Annotated in this window: 12 protein-coding genes; 10 read left to right on the top strand and 2 right to left on the bottom strand. The window is 70.4% G+C overall.

The features are described 5' to 3' along the window. Positions 1-31 precede the first annotated feature (31 nt). A complete protein-coding gene (ssb, locus tag ABYX71_RS06470; RefSeq protein ID WP_372695691.1) occupies positions 32-523 on the top strand; it encodes a single-stranded DNA-binding protein in 492 nt (163 codons plus the stop codon). Positions 524-532: 9 nt separating this feature from the next. Here ssb and ABYX71_RS06465 read toward each other — a convergent pair whose 3' ends face one another. Both ABYX71_RS06465 and ABYX71_RS06460 read right to left on the bottom strand, forming a co-directional pair. Next, positions 533-1699: an MFS transporter gene (locus ABYX71_RS06465; RefSeq protein WP_372695689.1), complete on the bottom strand. Its 1167-nt coding sequence runs from the start codon at positions 1697-1699 to the stop codon at positions 533-535. A gap of 163 nt (positions 1700-1862) precedes the next feature. Further along, on the bottom strand, positions 1863-2561 hold the full coding sequence (locus ABYX71_RS06460; RefSeq protein WP_372695688.1) for a 2,3-diphosphoglycerate-dependent phosphoglycerate mutase: 699 nt from the start codon (positions 2559-2561) through the stop codon (positions 1863-1865). Positions 2562-2676: 115 nt separating this feature from the next. Between ABYX71_RS06460 and ABYX71_RS06455 the strand changes: the two genes are divergently transcribed. From ABYX71_RS06455 to ABYX71_RS06415, 9 genes are all read left to right on the top strand, one after another. Beyond that, positions 2677-4563, top strand: a complete 1887-nt coding sequence (locus tag ABYX71_RS06455; protein WP_372695687.1) for a pyruvate kinase — start codon at positions 2677-2679, stop codon at positions 4561-4563. Positions 4564-4645: 82 nt separating this feature from the next. Further along, complete coding sequence (locus tag ABYX71_RS06450; RefSeq protein ID WP_372695690.1) at positions 4646-5089, top strand: MaoC/PaaZ C-terminal domain-containing protein; 444 nt, start codon at positions 4646-4648, stop codon at positions 5087-5089. Positions 5090-5123: 34 nt separating this feature from the next. Next, positions 5124-6743, top strand: coding sequence for a Na/Pi cotransporter family protein (locus ABYX71_RS06445; protein ID WP_372695686.1), 1620 nt, complete (start codon positions 5124-5126; stop codon positions 6741-6743). Continuing rightward, positions 6740-7300 carry a DUF2062 domain-containing protein gene (locus ABYX71_RS06440; protein ID WP_372695685.1) on the top strand — a complete coding sequence of 187 codons (561 nt, stop codon included), beginning with the start codon at positions 6740-6742 and terminating at the stop codon, positions 7298-7300. Before ABYX71_RS06445 ends, ABYX71_RS06440 begins: the two co-directional genes overlap by 4 nt. A 51-nt stretch (positions 7301-7351) precedes the next feature. Beyond that, positions 7352-8854 (top strand): threonine ammonia-lyase, biosynthetic, encoded by a 1503-nt coding sequence (gene ilvA / locus ABYX71_RS06435; RefSeq protein WP_372695684.1) that lies wholly within the window; start codon positions 7352-7354, stop codon positions 8852-8854. A gap of 109 nt (positions 8855-8963) precedes the next feature. Beyond that, a complete protein-coding gene (locus ABYX71_RS06430; protein ID WP_372695683.1) occupies positions 8964-10739 on the top strand; it encodes an FAD-dependent oxidoreductase in 1776 nt (591 codons plus the stop codon). After that, the gene (locus ABYX71_RS06425; protein ID WP_372695682.1) at positions 10736-11155 is read left to right on the top strand and encodes a hypothetical protein; all 420 of its coding nucleotides are present in this window, start codon (positions 10736-10738) and stop codon (positions 11153-11155) included. The genes ABYX71_RS06430 and ABYX71_RS06425 overlap by 4 nt, the downstream gene beginning before the upstream one ends. Before the next feature lie 197 nt (positions 11156-11352). Continuing rightward, the gene (locus tag ABYX71_RS06420) at positions 11353-12015 is read left to right on the top strand and encodes a DUF4126 domain-containing protein (protein ID WP_372695681.1); all 663 of its coding nucleotides are present in this window, start codon (positions 11353-11355) and stop codon (positions 12013-12015) included. 26 nt (positions 12016-12041) lie between these two features. Then, positions 12042-13187, top strand: a 1146-nt coding sequence (locus ABYX71_RS06415; protein ID WP_372695680.1) for an acyl-CoA dehydrogenase family protein, incomplete at its 3' end; no start/stop codon positions are given.

The raw sequence follows: 13187 nt of genomic DNA, 5'->3' as shown, positions 1-13187 counted from the left end.
TGATGCGATACACGGAAATACGGAGGCGGGCATGGCACGCGGAGTGAACAAGGTGATTCTGGTCGGCAACCTGGGGCGCGATCCCGAAGTGCGCTACACCGCCGGCGGCGCCGCGGTGGCCAACCTGCGCATCGCGACCAGCGAACAGTGGCGCGACAAGCAGACGGGCGAGCGCAAGGAGAACACCGAATGGCACAGCGTCGTGCTGTTCGGCAAGCTCGGCGAGATTGCCGGCGAATACCTGAAGAAGGGCCGCACCGTCTACATCGAAGGCCGTCTGCAGACCCGCAAGTGGCAGGACAAGGACGGCAACGACCGCTACACGACCGAGATCGTCGCATCCGACATGCAGATGCTCGGTGGAGGCGAGGGGCGTGGCGACAGCGGCGGCTACGGCCGTCAGGGTGGCGATGAAGAGCCGGCCTGGGGTGCCGGTGCACCGGCGACCGCCCCGTCGAGCCGGCCCGGCAAGGCGGCCGCCGACGACTTCGGCGGTGACTTCGACGACGACATTCCGTTCTGAGCGATCGACTCAGCGTGTTGGGGCGACGCGCGTTATTCGCAGGAACGCCGTCGCTCCGAGCAAGGTGAGGGCCGCCGCCGCGTTGAACGCGGTGGTTTGCCCGAGTCCCTGCCACAGGGCGCCGAACAGCACGGCGCCGGGCAGCGCCAGCAGCCCGACCGACAGGTGGTACAGGCCAAACGCCGTGCCCTTGTGTGCGGCCGGCGCGTGGTCGCCGATCAGCGCCCGTTCTGCGCCTTCGGTGGCCGCCGTGGCGCCGGCGTAGAGCAGGAACAGGGCCCACACCTGCAGCCGGTCGCCGTAGACGGTGCCCATGATGGCCAGCAGCCCGGCCCGCGCCAGCCAGCCGGCTGTCATCACCGGCGCGCGGCCGACGCGGTCGGCCAGGTAGCCGGCCGGCAGCGACACTGCCGCCCGCACTGCGTGCGCAGCGGCCCACAGCAACGGCAGCCAGAGCACCTCGAGGCCGCCCTGAAACGCCCACAGCACCAGGAAGGCATCCGGCACGGTGGCCACCGCCAGCAGGCCGGCGGCGCCGATCAGGCCGCGCACGCGGCGGTCGAGGGCGCCCCAGCGCAGGGCCGGCACCGGTGCCAGCGGCGCCGACGGCGCCTCGCGCAGGCCGAACCCGAGCACCAGCAGCAGGACCAGGCCGGGCAGCAGCGAGGCGGCGAACACCGCGCGCATGTCCAGCCCCGCCTGCAGCAGGCCGAAGGCCAGCAGCGGCCCCAGCATGGCGCCGCCGTGATCCATGGCGCGATGAAAGCCGAATACCGTGCCGCGTCGCTGCGCGCCGACCGAGGCGGCCAGCAGGGCATCCCGTGGCGAGGTGCGCAGTCCCTTGCCGACGCGGTCACCGAAGCGCAGCAACAGCACCACCGGCCAGGCGCCGGCCAGGGCAATCAGCGGACGTGCCAGGTTGGAGGTGGCGTAGCCGCCCAGCACCAGCCGGCGCCGGCTCACGCCGCAGTCGGCCAGGCGTCCCGATACCAGCTTCAGCACGCTGGCGGTGGCCTCGGCCAGGCCCTCGATCAGGCCGATGACCGCCGGCGCGGCACCCAGCGTGGCGACCAGGAACACCGGCAGCAGCGGCATGATCATTTCGCTGGCGGTGTCGTTCAGCAGTGACACCAGGCCCAGCACCCAGGCCGTGCGGGGCAGATTCAGCCGGCGCACGGCGCGCGTGGCTCAAGGCGAGCGACGAAACGCACGGCCCGTGCGTGTCCTGCGTCGCGCGTCAGGCATGCCCGCACGCGCTGGGGCGAATCAGGCCCTGGCGGGCCCGGTTCGCGGTCGGGCATCCCGGGCCCGCCCGAGCGCGCGAGGCCGCCACACGCCCTCAGGCGGGGTGCTCGAGCACGCGCTTGTCGATGATGCGCAGCGTGTCACCGGTGTCTTCCAGCCGGTAGACGATGGGCACGCCGGTGGGAATCTCCAGTTTCACGATGTCCGCGTCGGAGATGTTCTCCAGTTCCTTGGTCAGGGCACGCAGCGAATTGCCGTGGGCACTGATCAGCACCGTCTCGCCGCGCTGCAGGCGCGGGCGGATCTCGGCGTCGAAGTAGGGCAGGGCGCGGGCCACGGTGTCCTTGAGACTTTCGCCGTTCGGCGGCGGGGTGTCATAGCCGCGGCGCCATTGGGTGAACTGCTCCTGGCCGTACTGCGCCAGCACCTCGTCCTTGTTCAGGCCCTGCAGGTCGCCGTAGTGACGTTCGGCCAGCGCCACTGCGTGCAGGAAGGCGGGAAACTCGTCACCGGTCGGCTGGTAGGCCTCGCGCGGCACCGTGCCTTCGACCGGTATGAAGATCGGCGAACGGCCGCCGCGGTTCTCGCGCAGCACCACCTGTAACGTGCAGATGGCACGCTGCAGGTGCGAGGTGTAGGCGGCGTCGAAGCGGTAGTCGGCCAGCAGCCGGCCGGCGGCCTCCGCCTCGCGCCAGCCGCGCTCCATCAGTGGCACGTCCACCCAGCCGGTGAAGCGGTTCTGTTCGTTCCACAGCGAGCGGCCGTGGCGGATCAGGATCAACGTGGCAGTCATGGTCGGGTCTGGTTTCCGGGTCGCAAAAAAGAAGCCATTTTATCCGGCGGTGAGAACGCGCTTCCCTGAGCGCTGTCACAAGGTCGCCACACGCGGCGACGAGTTTGGGATGGTGATGATCGACAATCCCCGTGACAACGGTGCCGGCGCCTGGAACGTCGCGGCCTGCGAGGCGCTCATAGACGAGCTGCTGCAGCTGCGTGTCGCCATGCTGGAAGCGGAGCGGCGTTTTCGGCCGCAACTGGACGCCGTGCAGCCACACTGGCGCGCCAGCGCCATCAACCTGACGCATTACCTGGCGATGCGTCGGCACGACATCCGGCGCCTGCAGGCGCAGCTGGCCTGGGTCGGCGTGTCGTCACTCGGTCGTGCCGAGACCCATGCACTGGCGAGTCTGGACAAGGTGCTGGGCCTGCTGCACCTGGTGACCGGCCGCAGGTGGCGCGACCACAGCGCCGAAGAGCCGGTCGGCGCCCAGCGCGGCCCGGCGTTGCTGGTGCGCCACGCGGAGGGTCTTTTCGGTCCGCCGCACGAGTCGCGGACGGTGCGCGTCATGGTGACGCTGCCGAGCGAGGCGGCGGTCGACGATGCCCTGGTGGCGCGTCTTGTGGACGGCGGCATGGACATCGCCCGCATCAACTGTGCCCACGACGACCCCGCCGCCTGGGTCGCCATGGCCCGACGGGTACGTCAGCAGGCGCGCCGTGCCGGGCGGGGGGTGCGTGTCCTCATGGATCTGGCGGGTCCCAAGTTGCGCACCGGCCCCATCGCCAGTGGCCCGCCGGTGCTCAAGGTCAGGCCCAGGCGAGACCCCTGGGGGACGGTCACGGCGCCGGCGTTGCTCGGCCTGCGCCCGGTCGAGGGTGGCGCCGCGAGGGCGCAGGGCGCGCCCAGCATCGCCGTCGAGCCGGCCTGGCTGGCGCGGGTTCGCGTGGGGGACACCGTACGTCTGGTTGACGCGCGGGGCCTGGAACGGCAGTTCCTGGTGCGCCGATGTGCTGCGGGCGGCGTTGTGCTGGCGGGGCACAAGACCGCTTATCTGGTGCCGGACACCCGGCTTGAGTTGCGCCGCTCGGGGCACGACGTTGCCACCACCGCGGTTGCCGACCTGCCACCGGCTCCCGCCACAGTGCGCCTGCACAGGACAGACCGGCTGCTGGTGACACCGGGCGGCGTCGGCCAGCCGGCCGCCGTGGCCAGCGGGCGCCGCCGCCCGCGCCCGGCGCGCGTGCCGTGCACGCTGCCGCAGGTGCTCGGTCAGGTGCGGCGCGGCGAGCGTATCTGGTTCGACGACGGGCGCATCGGGGGTGTGATACGCCGCACCGGTCCTGCCGGGCTGCTGGTGGAGATCACCGACTGCCGTCCCGGCGGCGCCACGCTGCGCGCCGACAAGGGCATCAATCTGCCGGACAGCACCCTGCATCTGCCGGCACTGACCGACAAGGATGTCGACGATCTGGCCGTGGTGGTGGAGCACGCGGACCTGGTGGGGTTGTCGTTCGCCCAGTCGGCGGCCGACGTGCGCGCCCTGCAGGACCACCTGGCGCGGCTCGGCGGCGACGCGCTGGGCATCATCCTCAAGGTGGAAACGCGTCGCGGTTTCGAGCATCTGCCCGAGATGCTGCTGGCCGCCATGGGCAGCCGCGCCGCCGGGGTGATGATCGCCCGCGGCGATCTGGCCATCGAGTGCGGCTTCGAACGCCTGGCCGAGGTGCAGGAAGAGCTGCTGTGGGCCTGCGAGGCGGCGCATGTGCCTGTGGTGTGGGCCACGCAGGTGCTGGAAAGACTGGCCAAGACGGGCCAGCCATCGCGCGCGGAGATCACCGACGCCGCCATGGGCGGGCGCGCCGAGTGCGTGATGCTGAACAAGGGACCGCACATCGGCGACGCCCTGCACATGCTCGACGATATCCTGCGTCGCATGCAGACCCATCAGGCCAAAAAGCGCAGTCTGCTGCGGGCGCTGCGGTCCTGGCCGGTGGACGAGGGGGGTGTCGCGTGACACCCGTCGGCGGCGGTGGCGGATTGTCAGCCGGCTTTTGCAGCGCGTAATCTGGCAGCTTTTGGATCTGCAAGGAGCCGCCATGACGCCCTGGTTTTTTGAGGACTTCACGCCGGGTGCTGTGATTCCCACCGTGCGTCGCACGGTGACCGAAGCCGATGTGATGGCCTTCGCCGGTGTTTCCGGTGATTTCAACGTGCTGCACACCGACCGCGTGTTCGCCGCCGAAACGCAGTTCGGCGAACCGATCGCGCATGGCCTGCTCGGCCTGTCGCTGGTCTCCGGTCTCATGCATCAGACAGGCGTCATCAACGGCACGATCATCGCGTTTATGGGGCTGACCTGGCGCTTCACGGCGCCGGTGAAGTTCGGTGACACCATCGCCGCGGAGATGCGCATCCGGGCGGCCAAGGAAACCTCCAAGCCGGATCGCGGCGTGGTCACCCTGGCGTTCACGGTCACAAACCAGCGCGCGGAGCGCGTTCAGGACGGCGAGTTCACGCTGATGATGCGCCGTCGACCGTGACCCGGCGGCCGCCATTCCCCCGCAGGATCACTGTGTGAATCTGACGCTTGTCGGAGGTCTGCTGGGCGGCGCCGGGTTGGTGCTGCTGGGCATTACCTTGCTGACCGACGGTCTCAAGGCGGCGGCCGGGCCGTTGCTGCAGCAGATGCTGGCGCGCGCCACGCGCACGCGCTGGCGTGGCTTGCTGGCCGGCGCCTCGATCACCGCGCTGGTGCAGTCGTCGAGTGCCGTCACGTTGGCTGCCATCGGCTTTGTCAATGCGGGCCTGCTGGAACTCGGGCAGGCGCTGTGGGTGCTGTTTGGCGCCAATGTCGGCACCACCATGACCGGTTGGGTGGTGGCGCTGGTCGGGCTCGAATTCAAGATCGAGCGCCTGGCGCTGCCGCTGCTGGGGTTTGGCATGGCGTTGCGTCTGACCGCGCCGGGCGGGCGCCGCGGCGCGCTGGGTCTGGCGCTGGCCGGCTTCGGGTTGCTGTTTGTCGGGATCGATGTGCTGCGAGAAACGTTTCAGGCGCAGGCTGCCGCGTTCGTGTTGCCGGCGGGCGCCAACACGCTGGTTCTGCTGCTGGCCGGGGCCGCCGTCACCGTGCTGATGCAGTCCTCCAGTGCGTCCCTGGCGCTGGTGCTGACGGCGGCGCAGGGCGGCCTGCTGCCGTTGCAGGCTGCCGCCGCGGCGGTGATTGGCGCCAATATCGGCACCACCATCACCGCGGTCCTCGGCGCCGTCGGTGCCACGGCCAACGCGCGGCGGGCCGCGGCGGCGCATGTCGTTTTCAACCTGCTGGCGGGCGTGGTGGCGTTCGCGCTTCTGCCGTGGCTCCTGACGGTCACCACGGCGCTGCGTGACACCTTCGGCATGGCGGCCGCGCCGGCCGCTGACCTGGCGCTTTTCCACACCACGTTCAATGTGCTCGGTGTGGCGGTGATGCTGCCGCTGGCACCCCGGCTGATGGACTGGTTGCAGCGGTGCTTTCGCACCACCGAGGAGGATGAGTCGCGTCCCCGCTACCTCGACCGCACCGTCCTGACTGTGCCGGAACTGGCGCTGTCGGCGCTGGACCGCGAGTTGCGTCGGCAGGGCGATTTCGCTGCCCGTGCGGTGGCGGCGGCGCTTGCGCAGCCGGTGCCGGACCGCGGCGCGCTGGCGCTGGCGCGGGTGGTCACCACGCGTCTGCAGCGCGCCATCGGCGACTTCGTCAGCCAGCTCACGCGCTCCGGGCTCAGCGAGCGCACGGCCGGTCAGGCGCCGCGCCTGCTGCGGATCGCCCGCTATTACGACGAGGCAGCGGCCGCCGCCTCCGTGGCGGTGACCACGGCCGGGCAGTCCGGCGACCGGCCGCCGTTGCCGAGTCTGGACGTTCTGCGGCGGGCTGCCGGTCAGGTTCTGGCGGTGGCCAATCCGGCGCTGGGCCTGGCGTCTGTGCCGGACATCGATCGGGCGGCCGAGGCCTTCGAGCGGGCCTATCAGGCCGCCAAGGCGGACTTGCTGGATGCCGGCGCCCGCACCGAGTTGCCGGTCGCTGACATGGACGGCTGGCTGCGGACCTTGAGCGCGCTGCGTCGAGCGGTGGAGCAACTGGTCAAGGCAGGTCGCATGCTGGGACCGGACAGTGCACCGGCGGTCATCGCCAACGTGCTGCCCGCTTCGCCATGAGTCGCCTGCGGCGCATGTTGCACGACGCGGCGGAGCTGCGTCATCGGCGCTGGCTGCGCTGGATGGGGCCGGCCCTGCATCACCCCCGCCTGTGGCACATGAGCCGGCGCGGTGTGGCGCTGGGCGTCGGAGTCGGGGTGTTCTTCGGCCTGATGCTGCCGCTGGCGCAGATCCCTGCCGCTGCTGTCGCGGCGGTGATCATGCGCGCCAACGTGCCGGTGGCGGCGGTCAGCACGCTGGTGACCAACCCCGTTACCTTTCCGGCCATCTACTACGGCGCCTACCGTATCGGCTCGCACCTGACCGGCCAGGATCCTCAAGGGCGAGACGCGTTCAGCCACCCGCCCGAGCAGTTGCACGGCGCGGTGGAAAAACCACCCCCGCGCAACTGGTGGCGGCGCGTGGGCATCCCCACGGTGCTTGGCCTGGCGGTGATGGCCAGCACCTGCGGGCTGTTGACGTACCTTGTTGCCGGCTGGCTGCTGCGCCTGCGCACGCAGCGCGTCTGGCAGCGGCGCGTGCGTCGCCGACGGCGACGCGACAGCGGTAACTCCTGAACGGCCAAGCGATCCCGCCGCCGGTATGAGCGCCGCGCAGAAGGAGGTTTCGTGCGCGATTATCTGGTTCTGACCCTGAACGCCCGCGTCTACGACGTGGCCATCGAATCGCCCCTGGAGGTGGCCGAAAGCCTGTCGCTGCGCCTGAACAACGAGGTGCTGCTCAAGCGCGAGGACCTGCAGCCGGTGTTCTCGTTCAAGCTGCGCGGCGCCTTCAACAAGATGTCGCATTTGCCGGCACGGGCGCTGAAGGCCGGCGTCATTGCCGCCTCCGCCGGCAACCATGCGCAGGGCGTGGCCCTGGCGGCGCAGCGTCTGGGTACCCATGCGTTGATCGTGATGCCGGTGACCACGCCGCAGATCAAGATCGAGGCGGTCGAGCGCCTGGGTGGCGAGGTGGCGCTGCACGGCGAGGACTACGCCGCCGCCTATCGCCACGCGCAGTCGCTGGCGGACGCCCGTGGCCGCACGTTCGTGCATCCGTATGACGACCCGCTGGTCATCGCCGGACAGGGCACCATCGGCGCCGAGCTGCTGCGTCAGCGTCAGGGGGGGCTGGATGCCATCTTCGTGCCGGTGGGGGGCGGGGGGCTGATCGGCGGCATCGCCGCCTACGTCAAGCGCCTGCGCCCGGACATTCGCATCATCGGCGTGGAATCGGACGATGCCGACGCCATGGATCGATCGCTGCGCCGCGGACGGCGCGTCAGCCTGCGCAGCGTCGGCCTGTTCGCCGACGGCACTGCGGTGCGTCAGGTCGGGCGCGAACCGTTTCGCCTGGTCCGCCAGTACGTGGACGAGATGCTGCTGGTGAACCACGACGAGATCTGTGCCGCCATCAAGGACACGTTCGAGGACACGCGCGCCATCGTCGAGCCGGCCGGCGCCCTGGCACTGGCCGGGCTGAAGCGCTATGTGGCGCGCGAGCGCTGTCGTGGCAAATCACTGGCGGCCATCTGCTCGGGTGCCAACATGAACTTCGACCGCCTGCGGTATGTCGCCGAACGGGCGGAGATCGGGGAACGGCGCGAGGCCATCTTCGCCGCCACCATTCCCGAGCGGCCCGGCAGTTTTCGCCAGTTCTGCGAGGCCATCGGCGCGCGTCAGATCACCGAGTTCAACTACCGCTACGCCGGCGCCGAGGAGGCGCACGTCTATGTGGGCGTGCAGACGGCCGGCAACCAGCGTCAGGCGCTGTATGCCGAGCTGCGCCGGCACGGGTACGCGGTGGTGGATCTGACCGACAGCGAGGCGGCCAAGCTGCACCTGCGCCACATGGTCGGCGGCCACGGTGCGTTGCCTGACGAACTGGTGTATCGGTTCAATTTCGACGAGCGACCGGGCGCCCTGGCGCACTTTCTGGCACGCCTGGGCGCGCACTGGAACATCAGCCTGTTCCATTACCGCAATCACGGCGCCGCCGATGGCCGCGCCCTGGTCGGCCTGCAGGTGCCGCCGGGCGAGCGCGCACGCTTTCGCGCCCACCTGGCGCAGGCGGGCCTCGACTGGGTGGACGAGACCGACAGCGCCGGGTATCGGCTGTTCCTGGAGTAGACGCCGCGCCGTGCCGTCGCGTGCCCGTGCCGGCATGACGCCGGGGCACCGGCGCGACAGCGGCGGCGCTTTTTAATTAAAGTCTGCGCCCCATCAGGAGGAGATGCGGATGGCAGACGACAGCCAACGGCCGGTGGACAGCACCCGGCGCTCGCTCGTATTGGCCGCCGGCGGAGGCGTTCTGGCCGCCGGGCTGGGCGGCCTGCCGGTGAACGCCGCCCGCGCCGCACAGGAGGCCTGGGACCATCAGACCGACGTGCTGGTGGTCGGCAGCGGCGCGGCCGGCTTCAGCGCCGCGCTGTTCGCCCGCGAGGCCGGGGCCGAGGTGCTGATGCTGGAGAAGGGCCCGGTGCCCGGCGGCACCACGGTGCGCTCCGGTGGCGTGCACTACATTCCCAACAACCGGTTTCTGCGGGCCGCCGGCGTGGCCGACCCGCGCGAGGACTTTCTGCGCCTGGCGGTGCGCATGAGCTACCCGGACCGCTACCGTCCGCAGGCCGAGCATTTTGGTGCCGGCGCGCGCGAATTTGCGCTGCTCGAGGCCTTTTACGACCACGCCGCGCCGACGGTGGACCGGCTCACGCAGCTGGGCATCGTCGATTACCTGCCGTTCGTCGACTACGACGACCGGCCATTTCCGGACAACTATGCCGAGCTGCCGGAAAATCGCGCGCCGCGCGGCCGCGGCATGGTGTGCAAGCCGCGCGAGCACCGCGACGGGCGCTTCTACTACCGCAACGGTGGCGGAGTCGGGGTGGACCTGATCGAGCTGCTGCAGACCGCAGCGCAGGCACGCGACATCGGCATTCTCACCCGCCACCCGGCCACCGAGCTGGTGCGCGACGCCGACGGCAAGGTGCTGGGCGTGGTGTGCGAGCGGCGCGGTCGGCGTATTCGTGTCGGTGCCCGTCGCGGCGTGGTGTTCGCCAGTGGCGGCTTCATTCACGACGCCGCGCTGCGCGCCCGTCATCTGCTGGGCCCGGTCTACGGTGGCTGCGGCGCGCCCACCAATCAGGGCGATTTCCTGCGCCTGGCCGGCGCCGCCGGCGCCATGCTGGGCAACCTGCAGCACGGCTGGTGGATGGAAGTGCTGCTCGAGGAAGCACTGGCCGGCTCGGACACGCCGACCGGCGTGTGGGTCATCCCGGGCGACAGCAGCCTGGCGGTGAACCTCGCCGGCGAGCGCTTCGCCAATGAAAAAAACCAGCCCGGTGGCCGGCCGCGCGCGCACTTCGTGTGGGACGAGGTCAGCGGCGACTTCCCGCAGCGGGTGACCCTGATGGTCTGGGACAGCCGCACCGTGCAGCTGCGCGGCGGCGTCATGGGCGTGCAGCGGGCAGACGCGCCGCTGCCGGCGCACGTGATCGCCGGCGACGACTGGCCGGCGCTGGCGGCGGCCATTGCCCAGCGGCTGGAGAAACTGCGCCCGCAGATCGGCGAGGTCCGCCTGGCAGCGGGTTTCACCGAGCGTCTGATGGCCACCGTGGAGCGTTACAACGGCTTTGCCCGTCGCGGCGTGGACGAGGACTTCCAGCGCGGCGCGGCGGCCGCCGACATCGCCTGGAACTACTTCGGCAACCTGCCGGTGCTGCCCAGCGACTACCCGAACCCCACCATGCACCCGCTGTCGGCGCAGGGGCCGTATTTCGCGGCGCTGCTGGTGGCCGGCGCCATCGACAGCAAGGGCGGGCCGGTGGTGGATGCCAGTGCCCGGGTGCTGGACACCCACGGTGTCCCCATCGGCGGTCTGTATGCCGCCGGCAACTGCATCGCCAGCCCGGCCGGGGCCGCGTACTGGGGTGGGGGCGGCACCATCGGCCCGGCCGTGGTGTTCGGACAGATTGCCGGCAATGCGGCCGCCGCCGCGCCGCCGCGCCCGTTGTGAGCGGCAACGCGACGGTGCGCCGGCGGCTGGGGCCGGCGCTGGCGCTGGCGCTGTGCATGCCGCCGGCGTCGGCACAGGCGCCGGTCAGCCTGTCGCGCGACGTGCAGCCGATCCTCGACCGTTACTGCGTGGCCTGTCACCTGTACGAGTCGCCGCAGGGCGGCCTGCTGCTGGAGGCCGGCGACACGCATGTCGCCACCGTGGATGTGCCCAGTACACAGGCGCCGTTGCCGCGGGTGGCGCCGGGCGATCCCGAACGCAGCTACCTGGTCCACAAGCTGCGCGGCACGCAGCTGCAGGTCGGCGGCTCCGGCGCGCCGATGCCGTTCAATGCCGACACGGGCACCAGCGGGCTGGCGACCGACGAGCGACGGCTCATCGAGGCGTGGATCCGCGCCGGCGCACCCGACAACTGAGGGCGTGTGAATTTTTCAAGCGCTCAGGTCGGCCAGGGATGTGCGGGAGCGGGTCCGGGCGTGTACCGGACGCGCGACGGAAGAAATGCGCATACTGTGCTTTTATTCACCACCCCTGAGCCCGATCCGGGCGCTGCGGGTCCGCCGGTGGCGCGTGCGATACTGCCGGGCCCTGCCAGAGCACGGGTAATGCGGCCTTGGAAACCTATCAGGACATCATCGGCACGCTGGCGCTGACCCTGGGGGTTGGCTGGGCCAGCGGCATCAACCTGTACGCCGCGTTGCTGGTGCTCGGCATCGCCGGTGCGTCGGGTGACCTGGCGCTGCCGCCGGACCTGCAGGTGCTGGCCAGTCCGCTGGTCATCGGCGCCGCCGGCCTGATGTACGCGGTGGAATTCTTCGCCGACAAGACGCCCGGCGTCGACAGCGGCTGGGACGCGCTGCACACCTTCATCCGCATCCCGGCCGGCGCGCTGCTGGCCGCCGGGGCGGTGGGCGAGGTGACGCCGGCGCTGGAAGTGGCGGCCGGCATTCTCGGCGGCGGGCTGGCGGCCACCACGCATGCCACCAAGACCGGTGGACGGTTGCTGATCAACACCTCGCCGGAACCGTTCTCCAACTGGAGCGCCTCCCTCGCCGAGGACGTGGCGGTGTTTGGCGGACTGTGGGCGGCCCTGCACCATCCGTGGGTTTTCTTCGGCCTGTTTGTGGCGTTCCTGCTGCTGCTGGTCTGGCTCGTGCCGAAGATATTCCGCGCCCTGCGCCGGCTCGGCGGCGGCATCCTGCGCCTGTTCGGCCGGCGACCGGGCGCCCCCGCGCCACCGCCGGCGGTCAGCGGGCCCGGAGAGCCGCCCGCCTGACCGACGCACGCACAGGGGAGGAGACGATGGATTTCGCGCTGACTGCCGATCAACAGGCCATCTGCGAGCAGATCGAGCGCCTGTGTGCGCCGTTCGATGACCATTACTGGTTCGAGCGCGACCACGACGGCGCGTTTCCGCTCGACTTCGTCAAGGCCATGGCGGACGGCGGCTGGCTGGGCATCGCCATGCCGGAGGCCTACGGCGGGGCCGGCCTGGGCATCACCGAAGCGGCGCTGATGATGCAGACCATCGCCGCGTCCGGCGCCTGCCTGTCGGGCGCCTCGGCCATTCACCTGAACCTGTTCGGGCCGAACGTGGTGGTGAAGTTTGGTTCCGAAGAACAGCGCCAGCGCTTTCTGCCGCCGCTGATCCGCGGCGAGCAGCGCGCCTGTTTCGCGGTAACCGAACCGAACACCGGGCTCGATACGACGCATCTGAAAACCTTCGCCCGCCGCGAGGGCGACCGCTACACCGTGCACGGCCAGAAGGTGTGGACCAGCAATGCCCAGCACGCGCACAAGATGCTGCTGATCGCGCGCACCACGCCGCTGGAAGAAACCGCCCGGCCGATCGACGGTCTGACGCTGTTCTACTGCGACCTGGACCGCAGCCGGGTCGAGGTGCGCGAGATCGAGAAGATGGGCCGCAAGTGCGTCGATTCGAACCAGGTGTTCATCGACGGGCTCGAAATCCCCATCGCCGACCGCATCGGCGAGGAGGGGCAGGGCTTCCGTTACCTGCTGCATGGTCTCAACCCCGAGCGCATCCTGATTGCCGCCGAGGCAATCGGCATCGGCCGGGCGGCGCTGCGCAAGGCCAATGAATACGCCAAGGAACGCGTGGTGTTCGGGCGGCCGATCGGCCAGAACCAGGCTATCCAGCACCCGCTGGCCGAGTGCTGGGCGCAGCTCGAAGCGGCCAACCTCACCATGCTGAAGGCGGCCACGCTGTACGACCGCGGCGAGGACTGCGGGGCGTACGCCAACGCCGCCAAGTACCTGGCCGCCGAGGCCGGCTTCAAGACCTGCACCCAGGCGGTAATGACGCACGGCGGCTTCGGCTACGCCAAGGAGTACCACGTCGAGCGGTACCTGCGGGAAGTGATGATCACGCGCCTGGCGCCGGTCAGCCCCCAGCTCGTGCTGTGCTACATCGCCGAGCGCGTGCTC

The organism is Immundisolibacter sp., assembly GCF_041625615.1.
Classification (GTDB): Bacteria; Pseudomonadota; Gammaproteobacteria; order Immundisolibacterales; family Immundisolibacteraceae; genus Immundisolibacter.
The sequence above is the reverse complement of the archived record's forward strand: the minus strand, read 5'-3'. Positions and strand labels throughout refer to the sequence as shown.

Bases quoted from the DNA above. Each gene is read 5' to 3' on its own strand.
- ABYX71_RS06440 (WP_372695685.1), top strand. From the start codon at position 6,740: ATGAGTCGCCTGCGGCGCATGTTGCACGACGCGGCGGAGCTGCGTCAT.
- ABYX71_RS06460 (WP_372695688.1), bottom strand. From the start codon at position 2,561: ATGACTGCCACGTTGATCCTGATCCGCCACGGCCGCTCGCTGTGGAAC.
- ABYX71_RS06455 (WP_372695687.1), top strand. From the start codon at position 2,677: ATGATCGACAATCCCCGTGACAACGGTGCCGGCGCCTGGAACGTCGCG.
- ABYX71_RS06450 (WP_372695690.1), top strand. From the start codon at position 4,646: ATGACGCCCTGGTTTTTTGAGGACTTCACGCCGGGTGCTGTGATTCCC.
- ssb (WP_372695691.1), top strand. From the start codon at position 32: ATGGCACGCGGAGTGAACAAGGTGATTCTGGTCGGCAACCTGGGGCGC.
- ABYX71_RS06430 (WP_372695683.1), top strand. From the start codon at position 8,964: ATGGCAGACGACAGCCAACGGCCGGTGGACAGCACCCGGCGCTCGCTC.